A 23,538-nucleotide genomic window follows, 5' to 3' on the forward strand; every position below is an offset into this window, starting at 1 on the left:
GCGGCGGACTCCAAGGCGCCGGCGGCCAAGGCGGCGACGGCGGCCACGGCGGCACCGGCGGCGACGGCGGCGACGGCGCTGCGGGCACTGACCCGCTGCTGGCCGCCCAAGCCGGCGGCCAAGGCGGCGACGGCGGCACCGGCGGCGCGGCCGGCACCGGCGGCACCGGCTCGACCATGGGCACCGACGGCACCGCGGGTGACGGCGGCACCGGCGGGGCCGGCGGCCACGGCGGGACCGGCGCCGACAACACCACCGTGGTCGGTGCGGGCGCCATGGGCGCCGCGGGCGGCCAGGGCGGAGCCGGCGGGACCGGCGGCACCGGCGGCGCAGCCGGCACCGGCGGCGGCGGACTCCAAGGCGCCGGCGGCCAAGGCGGCGACGGCGGCCACGGCGGCACCGGCGGCGACGGCGGCGACGGCGCTGCGGGCACTGACCCGCTGCTGGCCGCCCAAGCCGGCGGCCAAGGCGGCGACGGCGGCACCGGCGGCGCGGCCGGCACCGGCGGCACCGGCTCGACCATGGGCACCGACGGCACCGCGGGTGACGGCGGCACCGGCGGGGCCGGCGGCCACGGCGGGACCGGCGCCGACAACACCACCGTGGTCGGTGCGGGCGCCATGGGCGCCGCGGGCGGCCAGGGCGGAGCCGGCGGGACCGGCGGCACCGGCGGCGCAGCCGGCACCGGCGGCGGCGGACTCCAAGGCGCCGGCGGCCAAGGCGGCGACGGCGGCCACGGCGGCACCGGCGGCGACGGCGGCGACGGCGCTGCGGGCACTGACCCGCTGCTGGCCGCCCAAGCCGGCGGCCAAGGCGGCGACGGCGGCACCGGCGGCGCGGCCGGCACCGGCGGCACCGGCTCGACCATGGGCACCGACGGCACCGCGGGTGACGGCGGCACCGGCGGGGCCGGCGGCCACGGCGGGACCGGCGCCGACAACACCACCGTGGTCGGTGCGGGCGCCATGGGCGCCGCGGGCGGCCAGGGCGGAGCCGGCGGGACCGGCGGCACCGGCGGCGCAGCCGGCACCGGCGGCGGCGGACTCCAAGGCGCCGGCGGCCAAGGCGGCGACGGCGGCCACGGCGGCACCGGCGGCGACGGCGGCGACGGCGCTGCGGGCACTGACCCGCTGCTGGCCGCCCAAGCCGGCGGCCAAGGCGGCGACGGCGGCACCGGCGGCGCGGCCGGCACCGGCGGCACCGGCTCGACCATGGGCACCGACGGCACCGCGGGTGACGGCGGCACCGGCGGGGCCGGCGGCCACGGCGGGACCGGCGCCGACAACACCACCGTGGTCGGTGCGGGCGCCATGGGCGCCGCGGGCGGCCAGGGCGGAGCCGGCGGGACCGGCGGCACCGGCGGCGCAGCCGGCACCGGCGGCGGCGGACTCCAAGGCGCCGGCGGCCAAGGCGGCGACGGCGGCCACGGCGGCACCGGCGGCGACGGCGGCGACGGCGCTGCGGGCACTGACCCGCTGCTGGCCGCCCAAGCCGGCGGCCAAGGCGGCGACGGCGGCACCGGCGGCGCGGCCGGCACCGGCGGCACCGGCTCGACCATGGGCACCGACGGCACCGCGGGTGACGGCGGCACCGGCGGGGCCGGCGGCCACGGCGGGACCGGCGCCGACAACACCACCGTGGTCGGTGCGGGCGCCATGGGCGCCGCGGGCGGCCAGGGCGGAGCCGGCGGGACCGGCGGCACCGGCGGCGCAGCCGGCACCGGCGGCGGCGGACTCCAAGGCGCCGGCGGCCAAGGCGGCGACGGCGGCCACGGCGGCACCGGCGGCGACGGCGGCGACGGCGCTGCGGGCACTGACCCGCTGCTGGCCGCCCAAGCCGGCGGCCAAGGCGGCGACGGCGGCACCGGCGGCGCGGCCGGCACCGGCGGCACCGGCTCGACCATGGGCACCGACGGCACCGCGGGTGACGGCGGCACCGGCGGGGCCGGCGGCCACGGCGGGACCGGCGCCGACAACACCACCGTGGTCGGTGCGGGCGCCATGGGCGCCGCGGGCGGCCAGGGCGGAGCCGGCGGGACCGGCGGCGCACCGGCCGGCGGGCGGCGGCGGACTCCAAGGCGCCGGCGGCCAAGGCGGCGACGGCGGCCACGGCGGCACCGGCGGCGACGGCGGCGACGGCGCTGCGGGCACTGACCCGCTGCTGGCCGCCCAAGCCGGCGGCCAAGGCGGCGACGGCGGCACCGGCGGCGCGGCCGGCACCGGCGGCACCGGCTCGACCATGGGCACCGACGGCACCGCGGGTGACGGCGGCACCGGCGGGGCCGGCGGCCACGGCGGGACCGGCGCCGACAACACCACCGTGGTCGGTGCGGGCGCCATGGGCGCCGCGGGCGGCCAGGGCGGAGCCGGCGGGACCGGCGGCACCGGCGGCGCAGCCGGCACCGGCGGCGGCGGACTCCAAGGCGCCGGCGGCCAAGGCGGCGACGGCGGCCACGGCGGCACCGGCGGCGACGGCGGCGACGGCGCTGCGGGCACTGACCCGCTGCTGGCCGCCCAAGCCGGCGGCCAAGGCGGCGACGGCGGCACCGGCGGCGCGGCCGGCACCGGCGGCACCGGCTCGACCATGGGCACCGACGGCACCGCGGGTGACGGCGGCACCGGCGGGGCCGGCGGCCACGGCGGGACCGGCGCCGACAACACCACCGTGGTCGGTGCGGGCGCCATGGGCGCCGCGGGCGGCCAGGGCGGAGCCGGCGGGACCGGCGGCACCGGCGGCGCAGCCGGCACCGGCGGCGGCGGACTCCAAGGCGCCGGCGGCCAAGGCGGCGACGGCGGCCACGGCGGCACCGGCGGCGACGGCGGCGACGGCGCTGCGGGCACTGACCCGCTGCTGGCCGCCCAAGCCGGCGGCCAAGGCGGCGACGGCGGCACCGGCGGCGCGGCCGGCACCGGCGGCACCGGCTCGACCATGGGCACCGACGGCACCGCGGGTGACGGCGGCACCGGCGGGGCCGGCGGCCACGGCGGGACCGGCGCCGACAACACCACCGTGGTCGGTGCGGGCGCCATGGGCGCCGCGGGCGGCCAGGGCGGAGCCGGCGGGACCGGCGGCACCGGCGGCGCAGCCGGCACCGGCGGCGGCGGACTCCAAGGCGCCGGCGGCCAAGGCGGCGACGGCGGCCACGGCGGCACCGGCGGCGACGGCGGCGACGGCGCTGCGGGCACTGACCCGCTGCTGGCCGCCCAAGCCGGCGGCCAAGGCGGCGACGGCGGCACCGGCGGCGCGGCCGGCACCGGCGGCACCGGCTCGACCATGGGCACCGACGGCACCGCGGGTGACGGCGGCACCGGCGGGGCCGGCGGCCACGGCGGGACCGGCGCCGACAACACCACCGTGGTCGGTGCGGGCGCCATGGGCGCCGCGGGCGGCCAGGGCGGAGCCGGCGGGACCGGCGGCACCGGCGGCGCAGCCGGCACCGGCGGCGGCGGACTCCAAGGCGCCGGCGGCCAAGGCGGCGACGGCGGCCACGGCGGCACCGGCGGCGACGGCGGCGACGGCGCTGCGGGCACTGACCCGCTGCTGGCCGCCCAAGCCGGCGGCCAAGGCGGCGACGGCGGCACCGGCGGCGCGGCCGGCACCGGCGGCACCGGCTCGACCATGGGCACCGACGGCACCGCGGGTGACGGCGGCACCGGCGGGGCCGGCGGCCACGGCGGGACCGGCGCCGACAACACCACCGTGGTCGGTGCGGGCGCCATGGGCGCCGCGGGCGGCCAGGGCGGAGCCGGCGGGACCGGCGGCACCGGCGGCGCAGCCGGCACCGGCGGCGGCGGACTCCAAGGCGCCGGCGGCCAAGGCGGCGACGGCGGCCACGGCGGCACCGGCGGCGACGGCGGCGACGGCGCTGCGGGCACTGACCCGCTGCTGGCCGCCCAAGCCGGCGGCCAAGGCGGCGACGGCGGCACCGGCGGCGCGGCCGGCACCGGCGGCACCGGCTCGACCATGGGCACCGACGGCACCGCGGGTGACGGCGGCACCGGCGGGGCCGGCGGCCACGGCGGGACCGGCGCCGACAACACCACCGTGGTCGGTGCGGGCGCCATGGGCGCCGCGGGCGGCCAGGGCGGAGCCGGCGGGACCGGCGGCACCGGCGGCGCAGCCGGCACCGGCGGCGGCGGACTCCAAGGCGCCGGCGGCCAAGGCGGCGACGGCGGCCACGGCGGCACCGGCGGCGACGGCGGCGACGGCGCTGCGGGCACTGACCCGCTGCTGGCCGCCCAAGCCGGCGGCCAAGGCGGCGACGGCGGCACCGGCGGCGCGGCCGGCACCGGCGGCACCGGCTCGACCATGGGCACCGACGGCACCGCGGGTGACGGCGGCACCGGCGGGGCCGGCGGCCACGGCGGGACCGGCGCCGACAACACCACCGTGGTCGGTGCGGGCGCCATGGGCGCCGCGGGCGGCCAGGGCGGAGCCGGCGGGACCGGCGGCACCGGCGGCGCAGCCGGCACCGGCGGCGGCGGACTCCAAGGCGCCGGCGGCCAAGGCGGCGACGGCGGCCACGGCGGCACCGGCGGCGACGGCGGCGACGGCGCTGCGGGCACTGACCCGCTGCTGGCCGCCCAAGCCGGCGGCCAAGGCGGCGACGGCGGCACCGGCGGCGCGGCCGGCACCGGCGGCACCGGCTCGACCATGGGCACCGACGGCACCGCGGGTGACGGCGGCACCGGCGGGGCCGGCGGCCACGGCGGGACCGGCGCCGACAACACCACCGTGGTCGGTGCGGGCGCCATGGGCGCCGCGGGCGGCCAGGGCGGAGCCGGCGGGACCGGCGGCACCGGCGGCGCAGCCGGCACCGGCGGCGGCGGACTCCAAGGCGCCGGCGGCCAAGGCGGCGACGGCGGCCACGGCGGCACCGGCGGCGACGGCGGCGACGGCGCTGCGGGCACTGACCCGCTGCTGGCCGCCCAAGCCGGCGGCCAAGGCGGCGACGGCGGCACCGGCGGCGCGGCCGGCACCGGCGGCACCGGCTCGACCATGGGCACCGACGGCACCGCGGGTGACGGCGGCACCGGCGGGGCCGGCGGCCACGGCGGGACCGGCGCCGACAACACCACCGTGGTCGGTGCGGGCGCCATGGGCGCCGCGGGCGGCCAGGGCGGAGCCGGCGGGACCGGCGGCACCGGCGGCGCAGCCGGCACCGGCGGCGGCGGACTCCAAGGCGCCGGCGGCCAAGGCGGCGACGGCGGCCACGGCGGCACCGGCGGCGACGGCGGCGACGGCGCTGCGGGCACTGACCCGCTGCTGGCCGCCCAAGCCGGCGGCCAAGGCGGCGACGGCGGCACCGGCGGCGCGGCCGGCACCGGCGGCACCGGCTCGACCATGGGCACCGACGGCACCGCGGGTGACGGCGGCACCGGCGGGGCCGGCGGCCACGGCGGGACCGGCGCCGACAACACCACCGTGGTCGGTGCGGGCGCCATGGGCGCCGCGGGCGGCCAGGGCGGAGCCGGCGGGACCGGCGGCACCGGCGGCGCAGCCGGCACCGGCGGCGGCGGACTCCAAGGCGCCGGCGGCCAAGGCGGCGACGGCGGCCACGGCGGCACCGGCGGCGACGGCGGCGACGGCGCTGCGGGCACTGACCCGCTGCTGGCCGCCCAAGCCGGCGGCCAAGGCGGCGACGGCGGCACCGGCGGCGCGGCCGGCACCGGCGGCACCGGCTCGACCATGGGCACCGACGGCACCGCGGGTGACGGCGGCACCGGCGGGGCCGGCGGCCACGGCGGGACCGGCGCCGACAACACCACCGTGGTCGGTGCGGGCGCCATGGGCGCCGCGGGCGGCCAGGGCGGAGCCGGCGGGACCGGCGGCACCGGCGGCGCAGCCGGCACCGGCGGCGGCGGACTCCAAGGCGCCGGCGGCCAAGGCGGCGACGGCGGCCACGGCGGCACCGGCGGCGACGGCGGCGACGGCGCTGCGGGCACTGACCCGCTGCTGGCCGCCCAAGCCGGCGGCCAAGGCGGCGACGGCGGCACCGGCGGCGCGGCCGGCACCGGCGGCACCGGCTCGACCATGGGCACCGACGGCACCGCGGGTGACGGCGGCACCGGCGGGGCCGGCGGCCACGGCGGGACCGGCGCCGACAACACCACCGTGGTCGGTGCGGGCGCCATGGGCGCCGCGGGCGGCCAGGGCGGAGCCGGCGGGACCGGCGGCACCGGCGGCGCAGCCGGCACCGGCGGCGGCGGACTCCAAGGCGCCGGCGGCCAAGGCGGCGACGGCGGCCACGGCGGCACCGGCGGCGACGGCGGCGACGGCGCTGCGGGCACTGACCCGCTGCTGGCCGCCCAAGCCGGCGGCCAAGGCGGCGACGGCGGCACCGGCGGCGCGGCCGGCACCGGCGGCACCGGCTCGACCATGGGCACCGACGGCACCGCGGGTGACGGCGGCACCGGCGGGGCCGGCGGCCACGGCGGGACCGGCGCCGACAACACCACCGTGGTCGGTGCGGGCGCCATGGGCGCCGCGGGCGGCCAGGGCGGAGCCGGCGGGACCGGCGGCACCGGGCGGCCGCAGCCGGCCACCGGCGGCGGCGGACTCCAAGGCGCCGGCGGCCAAGGCGGCGACGGCGGCCACGGCGGCACCGGCGGGCGACGGCGGCGACGGCGCTGCGGGCACTGACCCGCTGCTGGCCGCCCAAGCCGGCGGCCAAGGCGGCGACGGCGGCACCGGCGGCGCGGCCGGCACCGGCGGCACCGGCTCGACCATGGGCACCGACGGCACCGCGGGTGACGGCGGCACCGGCGGGGCCGGCGGCCACGGCGGGACCGGCGCCGACAACACCACCGTGGTCGGTGCGGGCGCCATGGGCGCCGCGGGCGGCCAGGGCGGAGCCGGCGGGACCGGCGGCACCGGCGGCGCAGCCGGCACCGGCGGCGGCGGACTCCAAGGCGCCGGCGGCCAAGGCGGCGACGGCGGCCACGGCGGCACCGGCGGCGACGGCGGCGACGGCGCTGCGGGCACTGACCCGCTGCTGGCCGCCCAAGCCGGCGGCCAAGGCGGCGACGGCGGCACCGGCGGCGCGGCCGGCACCGGCGGCACCGGCTCGACCATGGGCACCGACGGCACCGCGGGTGACGGCGGCACCGGCGGGGCCGGCGGCCACGGCGGGACCGGCGCCGACAACACCACCGTGGTCGGTGCGGGCGCCATGGGCGCCGCGGGCGGCCAGGGCGGAGCCGGCGGGACCGGCGGCACCGGCGGCGCAGCCGGCACCGGCGGCGGCGGACTCCAAGGCGCCGGCGGCCAAGGCGGCGACGGCGGCCACGGCGGCACCGGCGGCGACGGCGGCGACGGCGCTGCGGGCACTGACCCGCTGCTGGCCGCCCAAGCCGGCGGCCAAGGCGGCGACGGCGGCACCGGCGGCGCGGCCGGCACCGGCGGCACCGGCTCGACCATGGGCACCGACGGCACCGCGGGTGACGGCGGCACCGGCGGGGCCGGCGGCCACGGCGGGACCGGCGCCGACAACACCACCGTGGTCGGTGCGGGCGCCATGGGCGCCGCGGGCGGCCAGGGCGGAGCCGGCGGGACCGGCGGCACCGGCGGCGCAGCCGGCACCGGCGGCGGCGGACTCCAAGGCGCCGGCGGCCAAGGCGGCGACGGCGGCCACGGCGGCACCGGCGGCGACGGCGGCGACGGCGCTGCGGGCACTGACCCGCTGCTGGCCGCCCAAGCCGGCGGCCAAGGCGGCGACGGCGGCACCGGCGGCGCGGCCGGCACCGGCGGCACCGGCTCGACCATGGGCACCGACGGCACCGCGGGTGACGGCGGCACCGGCGGGGCCGGCGGCCACGGCGGGACCGGCGCCGACAACACCACCGTGGTCGGTGCGGGCGCCATGGGCGCCGCGGGCGGCCAGGGCGGAGCCGGCGGGACCGGCGGCACCGGCGGCGCAGCCGGCACCGGCGGCGGCGGACTCCAAGGCGCCGGCGGCCAAGGCGGCGACGGCGGCCACGGCGGCACCGGCGGCGACGGCGGCGACGGCGCTGCGGGCACTGACCCGCTGCTGGCCGCCCAAGCCGGCGGCCAAGGCGGCGACGGCGGCACCGGCCGGCGCGGCCGGGCACCGGCCACGGGCCGGCGGACCGGCGCCGACAACACCACCGTGGTCGGTGCGGGCGCCATGGGCGCCGCGGGCGGCCAGGGCGGAGCCGGCGGGACCGGCGGCACCGGCGGCGCAGCCGGCACCGGCGGCGGCGGACTCCAAGGCGCCGGCGGCCAAGGCGGCGACGGCGGCCACGGCGGCACCGGCGGCGACGGCGGCGACGGCGCTGCGGGCACTGACCCGCTGCTGGCGCCCAAGCCGGCGGCCAAGGCGGCGACGGCGGCACCGGCGGCGCGGCCGGCACCGGCGGCACCGGCTCGACCATGGGCACCGACGGCACCGCGGGTGACGGCGGCACCGGCGGGGCCGGCGGCCACGGCGGGACCGGCGCCGACAACACCACCGTGGTCGGTGCGGGCGCCATGGGCGCCGCGGGCGGCCAGGGCGGAGCCGGCGGGACCGGCGGCACCGGCGGCGCAGCCGGCACCGGCGGCGGCGGACTCCAAGGCGCCGGCGGCCAAGGCGGCGACGGCGGCCACGGCGGCACCGGCGGCGACGGCGGCGACGGCGCTGCGGGCACTGACCCGCTGCTGGCCGCCCAAGCCGGCGGCCAAGGCGGCGACGGCGGCACCGGCGGCGCGGCCGGCACCGGCGGCACCGGCTCGACCATGGGCACCGACGGCACCGCGGGTGACGGCGGCACCGGCGGGGCCGGCGGCCACGGCGGGACCGGCGCCGACAACACCACCGTGGTCGGTGCGGGCGCCATGGGCGCCGCGGGCGGCCAGGGCGGAGCCGGCGGGACCGGCGGCACCGGCGGCGCAGCCGGCACCGGCGGCGGCGGACTCCAAGGCGCCGGCGGCCAAGGCGGCGACGGCGGCCACGGCGGCACCGGCGGCGACGGCGGCGACGGCGCTGCGGGCACTGACCCGCTGCTGGCCGCCCAAGCCGGCGGCCAAGGCGGCGACGGCGGCACCGGCGGCGCGGCCGGCACCGGCGGCACCGGCTCGACCATGGGCACCGACGGCACCGCGGGTGACGGCGGCACCGGCGGGGCCGGCGGCCACGGCGGGACCGGCGCCGACAACACCACCGTGGTCGGTGCGGGCGCCATGGGCGCCGCGGGCGGCCAGGGCGGAGCCGGCGGGACCGGCGGCACCGGCGGCGCAGCCGGCACCGGCGGCGGCGGACTCCAAGGCGCCGGCGGCCAAGGCGGCGACGGCGGCCACGGCGGCACCGGCGGCGACGGCGGCGACGGCGCTGCGGGCACTGACCCGCTGCTGGCCGCCCAAGCCGGCGGCCAAGGCGGCGACGGCGGCACCGGCGGCGCGGCCGGCACCGGCGGCACCGGCTCGACCATGGGCACCGACGGCACCGCGGGTGACGGCGGCACCGGCGGGGCCGGCGGCCACGGCGGGACCGGCGCCGACAACACCACCGTGGTCGGTGCGGGCGCCATGGGCGCCGCGGGCGGCCAGGGCGGAGCCGGCGGGACCGGCGGCACCGGCGGCGCAGCCGGCACCGGCGGCGGCGGACTCCAAGGCGCCGGCGGCCAAGGCGGCGACGGCGGCCACGGCGGCACCGGCGGCGACGGCGGCGACGGCGCTGCGGGCACTGACCCGCTGCTGGCCGCCCAAGCCGGCGGCCAAGGCGGCGACGGCGGCACCGGCGGCGCGGCCGGCACCGGCGGCACCGGCTCGACCATGGGCACCGACGGCACCGCGGGTGACGGCGGCACCGGCGGGGCCGGCGGCCACGGCGGGACCGGCGCCGACAACACCACCGTGGTCGGTGCGGGCGCCATGGGCGCCGCGGGCGGCCAGGGCGGAGCCGGCGGGACCGGCGGCACCGGCGGCGCAGCCGGCACCGGCGGCGGCGGACTCCAAGGCGCCGGCGGCCAAGGCGGCGACGGCGGCCACGGCGGCACCGGCGGCGACGGCGGCGACGGCGCTGCGGGCACTGACCCGCTGCTGGCCGCCCAAGCCGGCGGCCAAGGCGGCGACGGCGGCACCGGCGGCGCGGCCGGCACCGGCGGCACCGGCTCGACCATGGGCACCGACGGCACCGCGGGTGACGGCGGCACCGGCGGGGCCGGCGGCCACGGCGGGACCGGCGCCGACAACACCACCGTGGTCGGTGCGGGCGCCATGGGCGCCGCGGGCGGCCAGGGCGGAGCCGGCGGGACCGGCGGCACCGGCGGCGCAGCCGGCACCGGCGGCGGCGGACTCCAAGGCGCCGGCGGCCAAGGCGGCGACGGCGGCCACGGCGGCACCGGCGGCGACGGCGGCGACGGCGCTGCGGGCACTGACCCGCTGCTGGCCGCCCAAGCCGGCGGCCAAGGCGGCGACGGCGGCACCGGCGGCGCGGCCGGCACCGGCGGCACCGGCTCGACCATGGGCACCGACGGCACCGCGGGTGACGGCGGCACCGGCGGGGCCGGCGGCCACGGCGGGACCGGCGCCGACAACACCACCGTGGTCGGTGCGGGCGCCATGGGCGCCGCGGGCGGCCAGGGCGGAGCCGGCGGGACCGGCGGCACCGGCGGCGCAGCCGGCACCGGCGGCGGCGGACTCCAAGGCGCCGGCGGCCAAGGCGGCGACGGCGGCCACGGCGGCACCGGCGGCGACGGCGGCGACGGCGCTGCGGGCACTGACCCGCTGCTGGCCGCCCAAGCCGGCGGCCAAGGCGGCGACGGCGGCACCGGCGGCGCGGCCGGCACCGGCGGCACCGGCTCGACCATGGGCACCGACGGCACCGCGGGTGACGGCGGCACCGGCGGGGCCGGCGGCCACGGCGGGACCGGCGCCGACAACACCACCGTGGTCGGTGCGGGCGCCATGGGCGCCGCGGGCGGCCAGGGCGGAGCCGGCGGGACCGGCGGCACCGGCGGCGCAGCCGGCACCGGCGGCGGCGGACTCCAAGGCGCCGGCGGCCAAGGCGGCGACGGCGGCCACGGCGGCACCGGCGGCGACGGCGGCGACGGCGCTGCGGGCACTGACCCGCTGCTGGCCGCCCAAGCCGGCGGCCAAGGCGGCGACGGCGGCACCGGCGGCGCGGCCGGCACCGGCGGCACCGGCTCGACCATGGGCACCGACGGCACCGCGGGTGACGGCGGCACCGGCGGGGCCGGCGGCCACGGCGGGACCGGCGCCGACAACACCACCGTGGTCGGTGCGGGCGCCATGGGCGCCGCGGGCGGCCAGGGCGGAGCCGGCGGGACCGGCGGCACCGGCGGCGCAGCCGGCACCGGCGGCGGCGGACTCCAAGGCGCCGGCGGCCAAGGCGGCGACGGCGGCCACGGCGGCACCGGCGGCGACGGCGGGACCGGAATCGACAACAGCACCAACATGACCGGGAAGGCCGGCGGAGACGGCGGCCAAGGCGGCGACGGCGGCACCGGCGGCGCGGCCGGCACCGGCGGCACCGGCTCGACCATGGGTGCCACCGGAACCGGTGGTACGGGCGGTGTCGGCGGCAGCGGCGGCACCGGCGGCCACGGCGGCCATGGCCCTCTCAATAGCGACCCCGGAGGCGCCGGCGGCAAGGGCGGCGATGGAGGCACCGGCGGCACCGGTGGTGCCGGCATCGGCACGAGCGGGGGCGGCACCGGCGGGGACGGCGGCGCAGCGGGCGACGGAGGCACCGGCGGCGACGGCGGCGAGGTCGGTGGTACCGGAGGCGTCGGAGGTGCCGCCGGTACCGGTGGAGATGGCGGCGACGGGGGCACCGGTGGCGGCGACGGCGGCAAAGGCGGCACCGGCGGCAACGGCGGCAACGGCGGCATCGGCGATCCCCGAGTCGGCGGATCAGGCGGCGACGGCGGCGCCGGCGGCAGCGGCGGCGTGGCCGGGGCAGGAGGCCAAGGTGGCAACGCCGGGGCAGGCGGCAACGGCACCGGCGGCGACGGCGGCAGCGGCGGGACGGGCGGCACCGGAGGCGTCGGCGGCGACGCCGAGCCCGGCGCCGGCGGCAACGGAGGCGACGGCGGCCACGGCGGCACCGGCGGAGCAGCCGGGGCCGGTGGTAGCGGATCAGGCAGCGGTGCTGACGGCAGCTCCGGTATGGGCGGAACCGGCGGCCAGGGTGGAGACGGTGGTGCCGGTAGCACAGGCGCGAACGCAGCCAACGGCAGCGGCGCCACCGGCAAAGCCGGATTTGCCGGCGGTAAAGGCGGTGGCGGCGGCGACGGCGGCGCCGGCATTGGCGGAGTCGGCGGCGGCGACGGCGGAAACGGTGGAAGCGGCGGCTTAGGCGGGGACGGCGGCAACGGCGGATCCGGCGGCACCAACCAAACGGGCGGAAAAGGTGGCGCTGGCGGCACCGGCGGGGACGGCGGGGCCGCGGGCGCCGGCGGAGCCGGCGGCGGCGCCAACGGCAGCGGCGGAACCGGCGGCACCGGCGGAACGGGCGGTGACGGCGGCAAAGGCGGCACCGTAACCGGAAACGGCAAAGCCGGCACCACCGGCGGCGCCGGCGGCGCCGGCGGCGCTGGCGGCGCGGGTGGCGACGGCATCGGCAGCACCGGCGGCGGCACTGGCGGCGTTGGCGGCAACGCAGGCGACGGGGGCGACGGCGGTAACGGCAGTAACGGTGGCAACGGCAACAGCGACGGCGGCACCGGCGGCACCGGCGGGGCCGCGGGTACCGGCGGCACCGGCGGAGTTGGTGGGAGCGGCGGAGGCGACGGCGGCGCAGCCGGTGCTGGCGGCACCGGCGGTAACGGTGGCAAGGGCGGGAACGCTCGTCTCAACGGCAACGGCGACGGCGGTATGGGCGGCCAGGGTGGCGCCGCCGGCACCGGAGGCATAGGTGGCGCTGCCGGCGCCGGCGGCAACGGCAACGGTGGGGCTGGTGGAACTGGCGGAGTCGGCGGTGGCGGTGGCGACGGCGGGACCGGCGGGAGTTCCGGCAAGGGCGGTGACGGAGGCACCGGCGGCACCGGTGCCGTGGGTGGCATGGGTGGTGCTGGTGGTAGTGGTAGCGGTACCGGCACCGGCGGGACAGGCGGCGACGGCGGCGACGGCGGCGACGGCGGCGACGGCGGCGGTGGCGACGGCGGCGCCATCCCTGGCACCGGCGGTGGCGACGGCGGATCCGGTGACACCGGCAATCCCCCCGTCGGAGTAACCGGAGGTACTGGCGGTACCGGCGGTACCGCCGGTACCGGCGGCGCCGGTGGCCTGACCTGACGCGCCCGCGGACGGCCGATGCCGCTGAGGTTTGCGGGCTTCTGCTTCAGGAATGTCTGGGATATCGACGTCGGACTCTAGACCGTCGAACTCACCCGAAAAGACGGCGGACGCTGGGGTCTGCCAGCGGGCCTTGACCGCACTTTCAACTCGAAAGGTAGCTCCCCGATAATCATGTGCTTTACATCGCCCGGATTGGCCGCCGCACCCGTATGCGTAACTGCCCCGACCACATCGCAGACTGCTCAATGATGGCGAAAAGTCACTCCGCCCTGGCCCGGCAAGGGCACTGATGGTTGCTCGGTAGGCGGCGCGCCGATATCGACAGTGACCGCGACCGCGCCTAGGCATCCAACTTCAGCAACGCAGCGCTACCCGGCGAGCTGAAGGCTATGGACCGCAAGACGCGTCCCGCGGGCCGACAGCATGTGTGCCATGCGAATCCAACACCTACCACGGCGAGTTGGGCACCCACGGGTATCGGGTATTGCCGCCGGCATCTTGACCGGACCCCGCGCCGCAGCGGCCTCGATTGTCGTGCCGAAGCAGCAACCATCGAGCCGACGAGCTTCAGTTCGGAGCTAACCCACCATGACGGCGCGCGCCACCACATCGGTCCGCTGGACGTGGCCACCGCCGAAGAGCACCACGTGCGCCAGCAGCGGGTAAAGCTGGTGCAGTCCGATGCGGCCACGCCAACCGGGCCGCAGCGGTCGCAGCTGCTGGTAGCCGGCGAGGATGGCTTCGTAGTGCGCGCAGCCGAACAGTGCGAGCATCGCCAGATCGGATTCGCGATGGCCGGCATGCGCGGCGGGGTCGATCAGCACCACCCCGTCGGGTGTCCACATCACGTTGCCACCCCACAGATCGCCGTGTAGCCGGGCCGGCCGATCGCCGTCGTCGAAATCACCTGCGCGACAACGCGTGATGACGGATTCGATGGTGGCGCGGGTGGGGGCGCCAAGGCGCGGCGCGGCAAGCTCGGCCATCGGCGCCAGGCGCTCCTGAGCGTAAAAGTCGCCCCAGTGTTGGTGCCGCGCCAGCGACATCGGCAGTGGCTGCGACAACGGCCCGAAGAATCCCGGCCCGTCCCAGCCCTGCGGCCCCGCCCCGAACGCCGGGGCGCCCGCATCGTGGGTGATGGCCAGTCGGCGGCCGAAATCGTGCGCCGCCGCGACGCTGGGGGCCACGGATTCCAGCCGCCGCAGCGTCAGACTCGTCTGGCCCACCGAAACCACCGGCACACACGCGACACCGCCGTCGACATCGGCAAGCCAACGCAGGCCTGCCGCTTCCCACGCGAAATAACCGGCGGGCGCACCCGAGTGCTGCTTGACGAAGTCGCTCACACCGCGTCGCGCATCATGCGCTCACATGCGCGGCGTGCACATCGTCGGCGGGCCGCGCCTCGGTCTGCTCCTTGGCCCAGCGGTAGTCCGGCTTGCCCGCGGGTGAACGCTTGACCTCGTCGACGAACCAGAGGCTGCGTGGCACCTTGTATCCCGCGATCGCGCTGCGCACGAAGCCGTCCAACTCCGCCAACGACGGACGAGAGCCCGGCCGGGGCGCCACCACGGCCGCCACGTGCTGGCCGTAGCGCGGATCCGGCACACCGACCACCAGGGCGTCGAACACATCGGGGTGGCCCTTCAACGCCGCCTCGACCTCTTCGGGGTAGATCTTCTCGCCGCCGCTGTTGATCGACACCGAGCCGCGTCCCAGCATGGTGACCGTCCCGTCGGCCTCGACCATTGCGTAGTCGCCGGGGATCGCATAGCGAACACCGTTGATGGTCTTGAAGGTCTCGGCGGTCTTCTTCTCGTCCTTGTAGTAGCCGACCGGGATGTTGCCCTTCTTGGCGATGATGCCGCGCACCCCCGAGCCCGGTTTGACCTCGTTGCCCTCCTCGTCGAGTACCACGGTGCGATGGTCGATGGTCACCCGCGGACCACCGGTGGTGGCCTGGCCGGCTCCCACGATGCTGGTGCCGCCAAAACCGGTCTCCGACGAACCAATTGAGTCGGTGATGACCCGATTCGGCAGCAGCTCGAGCAGCTTCTCCTTGATGCTCGGCGAGAACAGCGCCGCGGTGCTGGCCAACAGGAACAACGACGACAAGTCGTAATCGTTGTCCTTCATGAGCGCGTCGAGCAGCGGACGCGCCATCGCATCCCCGGTGAAGAACAGCAGATTGACCTTGCGGTCGCTGATGGTGCGCCACACCTGGTCCGCGTCGAATTCCGGCGCCAGCACGGTGGTTTGACCGGAGAAGATCGACATCCAGGTAGCCGACTGGGTGGCGCCGTGGATCATCGGCGGAATCGGGTAGCGGATCATCGGCGGATTCGCGGCGGCGGCTTTGGCCAGATCGTATTCGTCCTTGATGAATTCGCCGGTTGCGAAGTCGGTTCCGCCGAACAGCACCCGGTAGATGTCCTCGTGACGCCACATCACGCCCTTGGGGAAGCCAGTGGTACCCCCGGTGTAGAGGATGTAGATGTCATCGGCGCTGCGCTCCCGCTGCAGCTCGGCGAAGTCTCGCTCGGGCGAGCTGTCGGCAATGGCCGAGTAGAACTCGACACCGCCGTAACGCCGGTAGTCCTTGTCACTACCGTCCTGCACCACCAGGATCGTCTTGACGTTGGGGGTGTCCGGCAGCACGTTGGCGACTCGGTCCGCGTACTGACGCTCGTGGACCAACGCCACCATGTCGGAGTTGTCGAACAGGTACTTCAGCTCCCCCTCGACGTAGCGGAAGTTGACGTTGATCAAGATGGCGCCCGCTTTGATGATGCCGAGCATCGCGATGACAATCTCGATGCGGTTTCGGCAGTAGAGGCCGACCTTGTCGCCCTTGCCCACCCCCTGGTCGATGAGGTGGTGCGCCAGTCGATTGGCTTTTTCCTCCAGCTGGGCATAGGTCAGCTGCTCATCGCCGCAGATGAGGGCTACACGGTCAGGCACAGCGTCGATGGCGTGCTCGGCTAGATCGGCAATATTCAGGGCCACGGCCACCAAACTAGAACGTGTTACATTTCTTGACAAGCGAATGCCCGATGTCATGCGAAAGGCGGTGCTCGTGGCCCCGAATACTTCCGAGACGCCAGCAAACGGGGAGTCCGGACCAGACGCGCTGGTGGAGCAGCGCGGGCACACCCTGATCGTGACGATGAATCGCCCGTCCCGGCGTAACGCGCTTAGTGGCGAAATGATGCAAATCATGGTCGAGGCCTGGGATCGCGTCGACAACGATCCCGACATCCGCTGCTGCATCCTGACCGGCGCGGGCGGCTACTTCTGCGCTGGGATGGACCTCAAGGCGGCGACCAAGAAGCCGCCGGGCGACTCATTCAAGGACGGCAGCTACGACCCGTCGCGCATCGACGCGCTGCTGAAGGGCCGCCGGCTGAAAAAGCCGCTGATCGCCGCCGTCGAGGGCCCCGCGATCGCCGGCGGAACCGAGATTCTGCAAGGTACCGACATTCGCGTCGCCGCCGAGAGCGCCAAGTTCGGCATCTCGGAGGCCAAGTGGAGCCTGTACCCGATGGGCGGCTCGGCGGTGCGGCTGGTCCGCCAGATCCCCTACACGGTGGCCTGCGATCTGCTGCTGACCGGACGGCACATCACTGCCGCGGAGGCCAAGGAGATGGGGCTGGTGGGCCACGTCGTGCCCGACGGCCAGGCGCTGACCAAGGCGCTGGAAATTGCGGAGATCATCGCGGCCAACGGGCCTCTTGCGGTCCAGGCGATCCTGCGCACCATCCGCGAAACCGAGGGCATGCACGAGAACGAGGCGTTCAAGATCGACACTCGGATCGGCATCGAGGTGTTCTTGTCCGACGACGCCAAAGAAGGTCCGCAGGCGTTCGCGCAGAAGCGCAAACCCAACTTCCAGAACCGCTGATCTCCCGCTCGGCGTGCTCAGCTCAGTGGCCGGCTAGGAGTGAAGACGACCGGCATGGACTCCAAGCCGCTGACAAAGTTCGCCGGCCGCAGCGGCAACCGTGAATCCTGATCGGCTAGCCTCAAGTCAGGCAGCCGCTGCACCACCCGAGCGGTCATCAACGACAGCTCCAACCGGGCCAGCTGATTGCCCATGCAGAAGTGGGTACCGAAGCCGAAAGCCAAATGGCTGTTCGGGTTTCGCTGGATGTCGAACTTCTCCGGGTCGGTGAACACCGCCTCGTCGAAATTGGCCGACTCGAACAGCAGCATGATCTTTTCGCCCTCGCTCAACGCGGTCCCGTGAAACTCGGTGTCCGCGGTCAGCATTCGGCACATGTTTTTCACCGGCGCGGTCCAGCGCAGCATCTCTTCGATGGCGCCCGGCAGCAACTCGCGGTCGCTTTGCAGCAGGTCCCACTGGTCGCGGTTGCGCAACAGTTGCTCGCTTCCGCCGCTTAGCGTGTGCCTGGTCGTCTCGTCGCCGCCGATCAGAATCAGCAGCGTCTCCATGACCAGTTCGTCGTCGCTCAGCCGCTCACCGTCGACTTCCGAACTGACCAACACGCTGACCAGGTCGTCGGTAGGCTCGGCGCGGCGCGCGGCGATGGTCGCCCGGGTGAAGTCGTTGTAGGCGGCGAAGGCGTCGATGGTGACCTGGAAATCCTCTTGTGACACATGGGAACTGAGGAATGTCACCAGATCGTCTGACCACCTCAGGAACATCTCTCGCTGTTCGGGGAGCACCCCGAGCATGTCACCGATGACCGCCATCGGCAGCGGCGCGGCCAGGTCCCGCACGAAGTCGCATTCTCCGCGCTCACAAACCGCGTCGATCAGCGTGTCGCACAGCTGGGCGATCGAGCGCTCTTTGTCCTTGACCCGCTTGCGGGTGAAACCCGCGTTAACCAGCTTGCGCCGCAACAGATGTGCCGGGTCGTCCATGTCGATCATCATCGGCAGCGCGTCCTGATCGGGACGGATGCCGCCGGCGTTGGAGAACAGTTCGGGCTGCCGCTCGGCATCGATCACGGCCTGATAGGTGGACGCGGCAGCCAGACCGTTGCGGTCACGGAAGACGGGCTGATTGGCCCGCATCCACCGATATGCCTCTCGCGCTTGCCTACTGGCGTAGAAGTTGCCGTCGGTCAGGTCGACGTCGGGTTTGATCAACGGCTTAGTCATCGCCATTCCTCCGCATTACAGTGAGCCTTATGCCCGTCTCTCAACACACCATCGCCGGCACTGTGCTCACCATGCCGGTGCGCATCCGCACAGCCAATCTGCACTCCGCGATGTTCTCGGTTCCCGCCGTGGCCGCACAACAGCTCATCGACTACAGCGGGCTGCGGGTGTGCGAATACCTGCCCGGCAAGGCGATGGTGATGCAGATGCTGGTGCGCTATGTCGACGGAGACCTCGGCCGGTACCACGAGTACGGCACCGCGGTCATGGTGAATCCGCCGGGCGTCCAGACGCGTGGACCGCGAGCGCTGGCCAAGGCCGCGGCGTTCATCCACCACCTGCCGGTCGACCAGTCGTTCACCCTCGAGGCCGGGCGCACCATCTGGGGCTTCCCGAAGATCATGGCGGACTTCAACGTCCGCGAGGGCAAGAAGTTCAGCTTCGATGTCAGCGCGGACGGGCAGCTGATCGCCGGCATCGAATTCGGCAACGGCGTTGCGGTGCCCACCCGGGGCGCGCAGGTGCTGCAGACCTACTCTCACCAGGACGGGGTCACCCGGGAGATTCCGTGGGAAATGCGAATCACCGGAATGCGCGCCCGGCTGGGCGGTGCACGTCTGCATCTGGGTGACCACCCCTATGCCAGGGAGCTTGCTTCGCTGGGGCTGCCCAAGCGTGCGCTGGTTTCCCAATCGGCAGCCAATGTGGAGATGACGTTCGGCGACGCGCACGCCATCTGAAGTCAACCCCACCGGGCCAATCTAGAACGTGTTCTAATCACCTGGCAAGAACCGCGTGGATCAGCCTCCAACAAGTCCGGCGAGCTCACGGACCTGCTCAACGCTGCGGGCGCTGACCACCATCATGGTGACACCGGCGGCTTCCCAGACCTCGATCTGCTTACGCACGTAGTCGGCGTCGCCGACGATCACGGCGTCATCGACCAGCTCGTCGGGGATGATCTCGGCGGCCTCGTCCTTGCGGTTGGACCGGAACAATTTGGTGACGTCGTCGACCACTTCCGCGTAGCCCATCCGGCGGTAGACGTCGGCGTGGAAGTTGGTGCCCTCGGCTCCCATCCCACCCATGTAGAGAGCCACGAACGGTTTGATGGCGGCGAACGCCGCCGGCCGGTCCTCGGTGACCACTACCTGCGCCGTCGCACAGATCTCGAAGTCCGCGCGGCTGCGCCGGGCGCCGGGGCGGGCGAATCCCTCGTCCAGCCATTCGTTGTACATGTCGGCCATCCGGGGCGTGTAGAAGATGGGCAACCAGCCGTCACAGATCTCGGCGGCCAGTGCGACGTTCTTCGGCCCCTCGGCACCGAGCATGATCGGGATATCCGCACGCAGCGGGTGGGTGATGGGCTTGAGCGCCTTACCCAGGCCGGTTGTCCCGGCACCCGTCAGCGGCAGCGGGTAGTGCGGGCCGTCGCTGGTCACCACCCCTTCCCGGGCCCATACCTGGCGCAGGATGTCGACGTATTCACGGGTGCGGGCCAGTGGCTTGGGGAACCGCTGCCCATACCAGCCCTCCACCACCTGGGGACCGGACACGCCCAATCCCAGAATGTGCCTGCCAGCACTGAGGTGGTCGAGGGTCAGCGCCGCCATCGCGCATGCGGTCGGAGTACGCGCGGACAGCTGGATCACCGAGGTGCCCAGCCGCAGCCGCTGGGTCGAGGAACCCCACCAGGCCAAGGGTGTGTAGGCGTCCGAGCCCCACGCCTCGGCGGTGAAGACGGCGTCGAATCCGGCTTCCTCGGCCGCGGCGACCAACTCCCCCGCGTTCTCGGGGGGCTGCGCGCCCCAATACCCCAGCTGCAATCCGAGCTTCATCGCTGCCTCTCTCAGGGCCCCAAGAAAGCCCTAGTTGAAACCGTTCTTAGAACCTGTTCTACTCGAAGGCGTGACAGCCAGTTCGAGCGGCCCGACCCTGATCGATCACCCTGAGCCGCCCCTCTCCGCGCCGTTGACGTTGTCCTTCGACTACACCCGTTCGGTAGGTCCCACCCTCGGTGAGTTCTTCACCGCGTTGCGCGAGCGCCGGATTCTGGGAGTCCGTGGATCCGACGGCAGGGTGCACGTGCCGCCGGCGGAATATGACCCGGTCACCTACGAACCGTTGGGCGAAATGGTACCGGTGTCGGCCGTCGGCACGGTCACGTCCTGGACCTGGCAGCCGGAGCCGCTACCGGGGCAGCCACTGGACCGCCCGTTCGCCTGGGCACTGATCAAGCTGGACGGCGCGGACACCCCGCTGCTGCACGCCGTCGATGCGGGCGGGCCGGACAAGATCAAGAGCGGCGACCGGGTCCACGTGCACTGGGCCGACGAGACGGTGGGCGCCATCACCGACATCGCCTATTTCAAGCTGGGCGAGGACGCCGAGCCACCCGGAGAACCGAGTGAGCAGGATCCGGTCAAGATGATCGTCACGCCGGTGTCGCTGACGATTCAGCACACCGCCTCACACGAGGAAAGCGCCTACCTCAGGGCCATCGCCGAAGGAAAACTGCTCGGCGCGAGGACCGGCGCGAAGGGGAAGGTCTACTTCCCGCCGCACGGGGCCGATCCGGCCACCGGCCAGCCGACCACCGAGTTCGTCGAACTGCCGGACCGGGGCACGGTGACCACGTTCGCGATCATCAACATCCCATTCCAGGGTCAGCGCATCAAGCCGCCCTACGTCGCGGCCTACGTGCTGCTCGACGGCGCCGACATTCCGTTCCTGCACCTGGTCGCCGACATCGACGCCAATGAAGTGCGGATGGGCATGCGCGTCGAGGCGGTGTGGAAGCCCCGCGAGGAGTGGGGATTCGGCATCGACAACATCGAGTATTTCCGGCCGACCGGGGAACCGGACGCCGACTACGACACCTACAAACACCACCTGTAAAGGGCTCACCCACACATGAGTGATCGCAATGTCGCGGTCGTCGGCTTTGCCCACGCCCCGCATGTCCGCCGCACCGACGGCACCACCAACGGCGTCGAAATGCTGATGCCCTGCTTCGCGCAGCTGTATGAGGATCTGGGCATCACCCAGTCCGACATTGGATTCTGGTGTTCGGGATCCTCGGATTACCTAGCCGGAAGAGCATTTTCGTTTATCTCTGCGATCGATTCGATCGGCGCCGTGCCGCCGATCAATGAATCCCACGTGGAGATGGATGCGGCCTGGGCGCTTTTCGAGGCTTACATCAAGATCCTGACCGGCGAGGTCGACACCGCGCTGGTCTACGGCTTCGGCAAGTCCTCGGCGGGCATCCTGCGCCAGATCCTGTCGAGGCAGACCGATCCCTACACCGTTGCGCCACTGTGGCCGGACTCGGTGTCGATGGCGGGATTGCAGGCCCGCCTCGGCCTGGATTCCGGCAAGTGGACCCACGAACAGATGGCTCAGGTCGCCCTCGACTCGTTCGCCCGCTCGCAACGAAACGACTCCGAGAAGCCGGCCAAGAGCATCGACGAGCTGCTCGCCCGCCCGTTCTTCAACGACCCGCTGCGACGGCACGACATCGCGCCGATCACCGACGGCGCGGCCGCGATCGTCCTGGCCGCCGATGATCGCGCTCGGGAGCTACGTGAATCGCCAGCGTGGATAACGGGTTTCGAGCACCGCATCGAATCGCCGTCGCTGGGTGTGCGCGACCTGACCGTCTCGCCGTCCACCGCCGTCTCAGCCAAGGCGGCCAGCGGCGGTGACACCGGCATCGACGTCGCCGAGATCCACGCCCCGTTCACCCACCAGCATCTGATCATCGCCGAGGCGATCGGACTCACCGACAAGACGAAAGTCAACCCGTCCGGCGGAGCGCTGGCGGCCAACCCGATGTTTGTCGCCGGCCTCGAACGCATCGGCTTTGCGGCACGACACATTTGGGACGGTTCAGCCGGTCGCGTGCTAGCACACGCCACCAGCGGGCCAGCGCTGCAACAGAACTTGGTCGCGGTCATGGAAGGGAACAACTGATGGCCGGAGCGCGAGCACAGCTGGCCGCGGTACTGGGTACCGGGCAGACCAAGTATGTCGCCAAGCGCCAAGATGTCTCGATGAACGGCCTGGTGCGCGAGGCTATCGATCGGGCGCTGCAAGATTCCGGGTCGACGTTCGACGACATCGACGCCGTCGTGGTCGGTAAGGCGCCCGATTTCTTCGAGGGCGTGATGATGCCGGAGCTGTTCATGGCCGATGCCATGGGCGCCAGCGGCAAGCCGCTGATCCGGGTGCACACGGCGGGCTCGGTGGGCGGATCCACCGGTGTGGTGGCGGCCAGCCTGGTCCAGTCCGGCAAGTATCGCCGCGTGCTGGCGATGGCGTGGGAGAAGCAGTCGGAGTCCAACGCCATGTGGGCCTTGTCGATTCCGATTCCCTTCATCAAACCGGTCGGCGCCGGTGCCGGCGGCTATTTCGCCCCACACGTGCGCGCCTACATCCGCCGCTCCGGAGCTCCGTCGAACATCGGCGCAATGGTCGCGGTGAAGGACCGGCTCAACGGCAGCCGCAACCCGCTCGCACATCTACAGCAGCCGGACATCACCCTCGACAAGGTGATGCAGTCACCGATGTTGTGGGACCCGATCCGCTACGACGAGACCTGCCCGTCGTCGGACGGCGCCTGCGCCGTGGTGATCGGCAATGAGGAAATCGCCGATGCGCGCGTTGCCGATGGGCACCCGGTGGCATGGATCCACGCGACCGCACTGCGCACCGAACCGCTGGCATACTCCGGACGCGACCAAGTCAGCCCCCAGGCCGGCCGTGACGCGGCCGCGGCGCTGTGGAAAGCGGCCGGAATCACCAGTCCTATCGATGAGATCGATGCCGCCGAGATCTATGTCCCGTTCTCCTGGTTCGAACCAATGTGGTTGGAAAACCTTGGGTTTATGCCCGAGGGCGAGGGCTGGAAGCTCACCGAGGCCGGTGAGACCGCGATCGGCGGGCGGTTGCCGGTGAACCCGTCCGGCGGCGTGCTCTCATCCAACCCCATCGGCGCCTCGGGGTTGATTCGCTTCGCCGAGGCGGCTATCCAGGTGATGGGCAAGGGCGGCGATCACCAAGTGCCCAATGCCCGGAAAGCCCTGGGTCACGCATACGGCGGCGGCTCGCAGTATTACTCCATGTGGGTGGTGGGGGCCGACAAGCCATGAG

The 23,538-nt window shown here is 75.7% G+C and carries 11 protein-coding genes and 1 pseudogene; 8 read left to right on the plus strand and 4 right to left on the minus strand.

All coding sequences use genetic code 11. The features are described from left to right. Window positions 1-176: 176 nt before the first annotated feature. The 3 genes and pseudogenes from CCUG20998_RS29380 to CCUG20998_RS29390 form a co-directional block, all read left to right on the plus strand. Window positions 177-6,642 (plus strand): annotated as a pseudogene (locus CCUG20998_RS29380) (hypothetical protein); the annotation flags it as partial. A 107-nt stretch (window positions 6,643-6,749) separates the two neighbouring features. Further along, window positions 6,750-8,417 carry a hypothetical protein gene (locus tag CCUG20998_RS29385; RefSeq protein WP_116269153.1) on the plus strand — a complete coding sequence of 556 codons (1,668 nt, stop codon included), beginning with the start codon at window positions 6,750-6,752 and terminating at the stop codon, window positions 8,415-8,417. Then, window positions 8,392-13,257, plus strand: a complete 4,866-nt coding sequence (locus CCUG20998_RS29390; protein ID WP_205869989.1) for a hypothetical protein — start codon at window positions 8,392-8,394, stop codon at window positions 13,255-13,257. Before CCUG20998_RS29385 ends, CCUG20998_RS29390 begins: the two co-directional genes overlap by 26 nt. 581 nt (window positions 13,258-13,838) lie before the next feature. On the opposite strand, the gene CCUG20998_RS24910 is transcribed toward CCUG20998_RS29390, so the two are convergent. Both CCUG20998_RS24910 and CCUG20998_RS24915 read right to left on the minus strand, forming a co-directional pair. Next, window positions 13,839-14,606: a fructosamine kinase family protein gene (locus CCUG20998_RS24910; RefSeq protein ID WP_038580939.1), complete on the minus strand. Its 768-nt coding sequence runs from the start codon at window positions 14,604-14,606 to the stop codon at window positions 13,839-13,841. 13 nt (window positions 14,607-14,619) lie between these two features. Next, window positions 14,620-16,272, minus strand: a complete 1,653-nt coding sequence (locus tag CCUG20998_RS24915) for an acyl-CoA synthetase (protein ID WP_012396525.1) — start codon at window positions 16,270-16,272, stop codon at window positions 14,620-14,622. 46 nt (window positions 16,273-16,318) lie between these two features. Here CCUG20998_RS24915 and CCUG20998_RS24920 point away from each other — a divergent pair, with 46 nt between their 5' ends. Further along, window positions 16,319-17,161 (plus strand): crotonase/enoyl-CoA hydratase family protein, encoded by an 843-nt coding sequence (locus CCUG20998_RS24920; RefSeq protein ID WP_036451156.1) that lies wholly within the window; start codon window positions 16,319-16,321, stop codon window positions 17,159-17,161. 17 nt (window positions 17,162-17,178) lie between these two features. On the opposite strand, the gene CCUG20998_RS24925 is transcribed toward CCUG20998_RS24920, so the two are convergent. Continuing rightward, window positions 17,179-18,384 carry a cytochrome P450 gene (locus CCUG20998_RS24925; RefSeq protein WP_012396527.1) on the minus strand — a complete coding sequence of 402 codons (1,206 nt, stop codon included), beginning with the start codon at window positions 18,382-18,384 and terminating at the stop codon, window positions 17,179-17,181. Window positions 18,385-18,413: 29 nt separating this feature from the next. Here CCUG20998_RS24925 and CCUG20998_RS24930 point away from each other — a divergent pair, with 29 nt between their 5' ends. After that, complete coding sequence (locus tag CCUG20998_RS24930; RefSeq protein ID WP_012396528.1) at window positions 18,414-19,124, plus strand: acetoacetate decarboxylase family protein; 711 nt, start codon at window positions 18,414-18,416, stop codon at window positions 19,122-19,124. Window positions 19,125-19,184: 60 nt separating this feature from the next. On the opposite strand, the gene CCUG20998_RS24935 is transcribed toward CCUG20998_RS24930, so the two are convergent. Further along, window positions 19,185-20,222, minus strand: coding sequence for an LLM class F420-dependent oxidoreductase (locus tag CCUG20998_RS24935; RefSeq protein WP_103654137.1), 1,038 nt, complete (start codon window positions 20,220-20,222; stop codon window positions 19,185-19,187). 70 nt (window positions 20,223-20,292) lie between these two features. Here CCUG20998_RS24935 and CCUG20998_RS24940 point away from each other — a divergent pair, with 70 nt between their 5' ends. The 3 genes from CCUG20998_RS24940 to CCUG20998_RS24950 are packed head-to-tail and all read left to right on the plus strand — an operon-like array spanning window position 20,293 to window position 23,537. Next, window positions 20,293-21,282 (plus strand): Zn-ribbon domain-containing OB-fold protein, encoded by a 990-nt coding sequence (locus CCUG20998_RS24940; protein ID WP_103654138.1) that lies wholly within the window; start codon window positions 20,293-20,295, stop codon window positions 21,280-21,282. A 15-nt stretch (window positions 21,283-21,297) separates the two neighbouring features. Then, window positions 21,298-22,359, plus strand: a complete 1,062-nt coding sequence (locus CCUG20998_RS24945) for a thiolase domain-containing protein (protein WP_012396531.1) — start codon at window positions 21,298-21,300, stop codon at window positions 22,357-22,359. Further along, window positions 22,359-23,537, plus strand: coding sequence for a thiolase domain-containing protein (locus tag CCUG20998_RS24950; protein ID WP_015357371.1), 1,179 nt, complete (start codon window positions 22,359-22,361; stop codon window positions 23,535-23,537). Before CCUG20998_RS24945 ends, CCUG20998_RS24950 begins: the two co-directional genes overlap by 1 nt. Window position 23,538: the final 1 nt, after the last annotated feature.

Origin of the sequence: Mycobacterium marinum (assembly GCF_003391395.1) — a bacterium.
In the GTDB taxonomy this organism is placed as follows: Bacteria; Actinomycetota; Actinomycetes; order Mycobacteriales; family Mycobacteriaceae; genus Mycobacterium; species Mycobacterium marinum.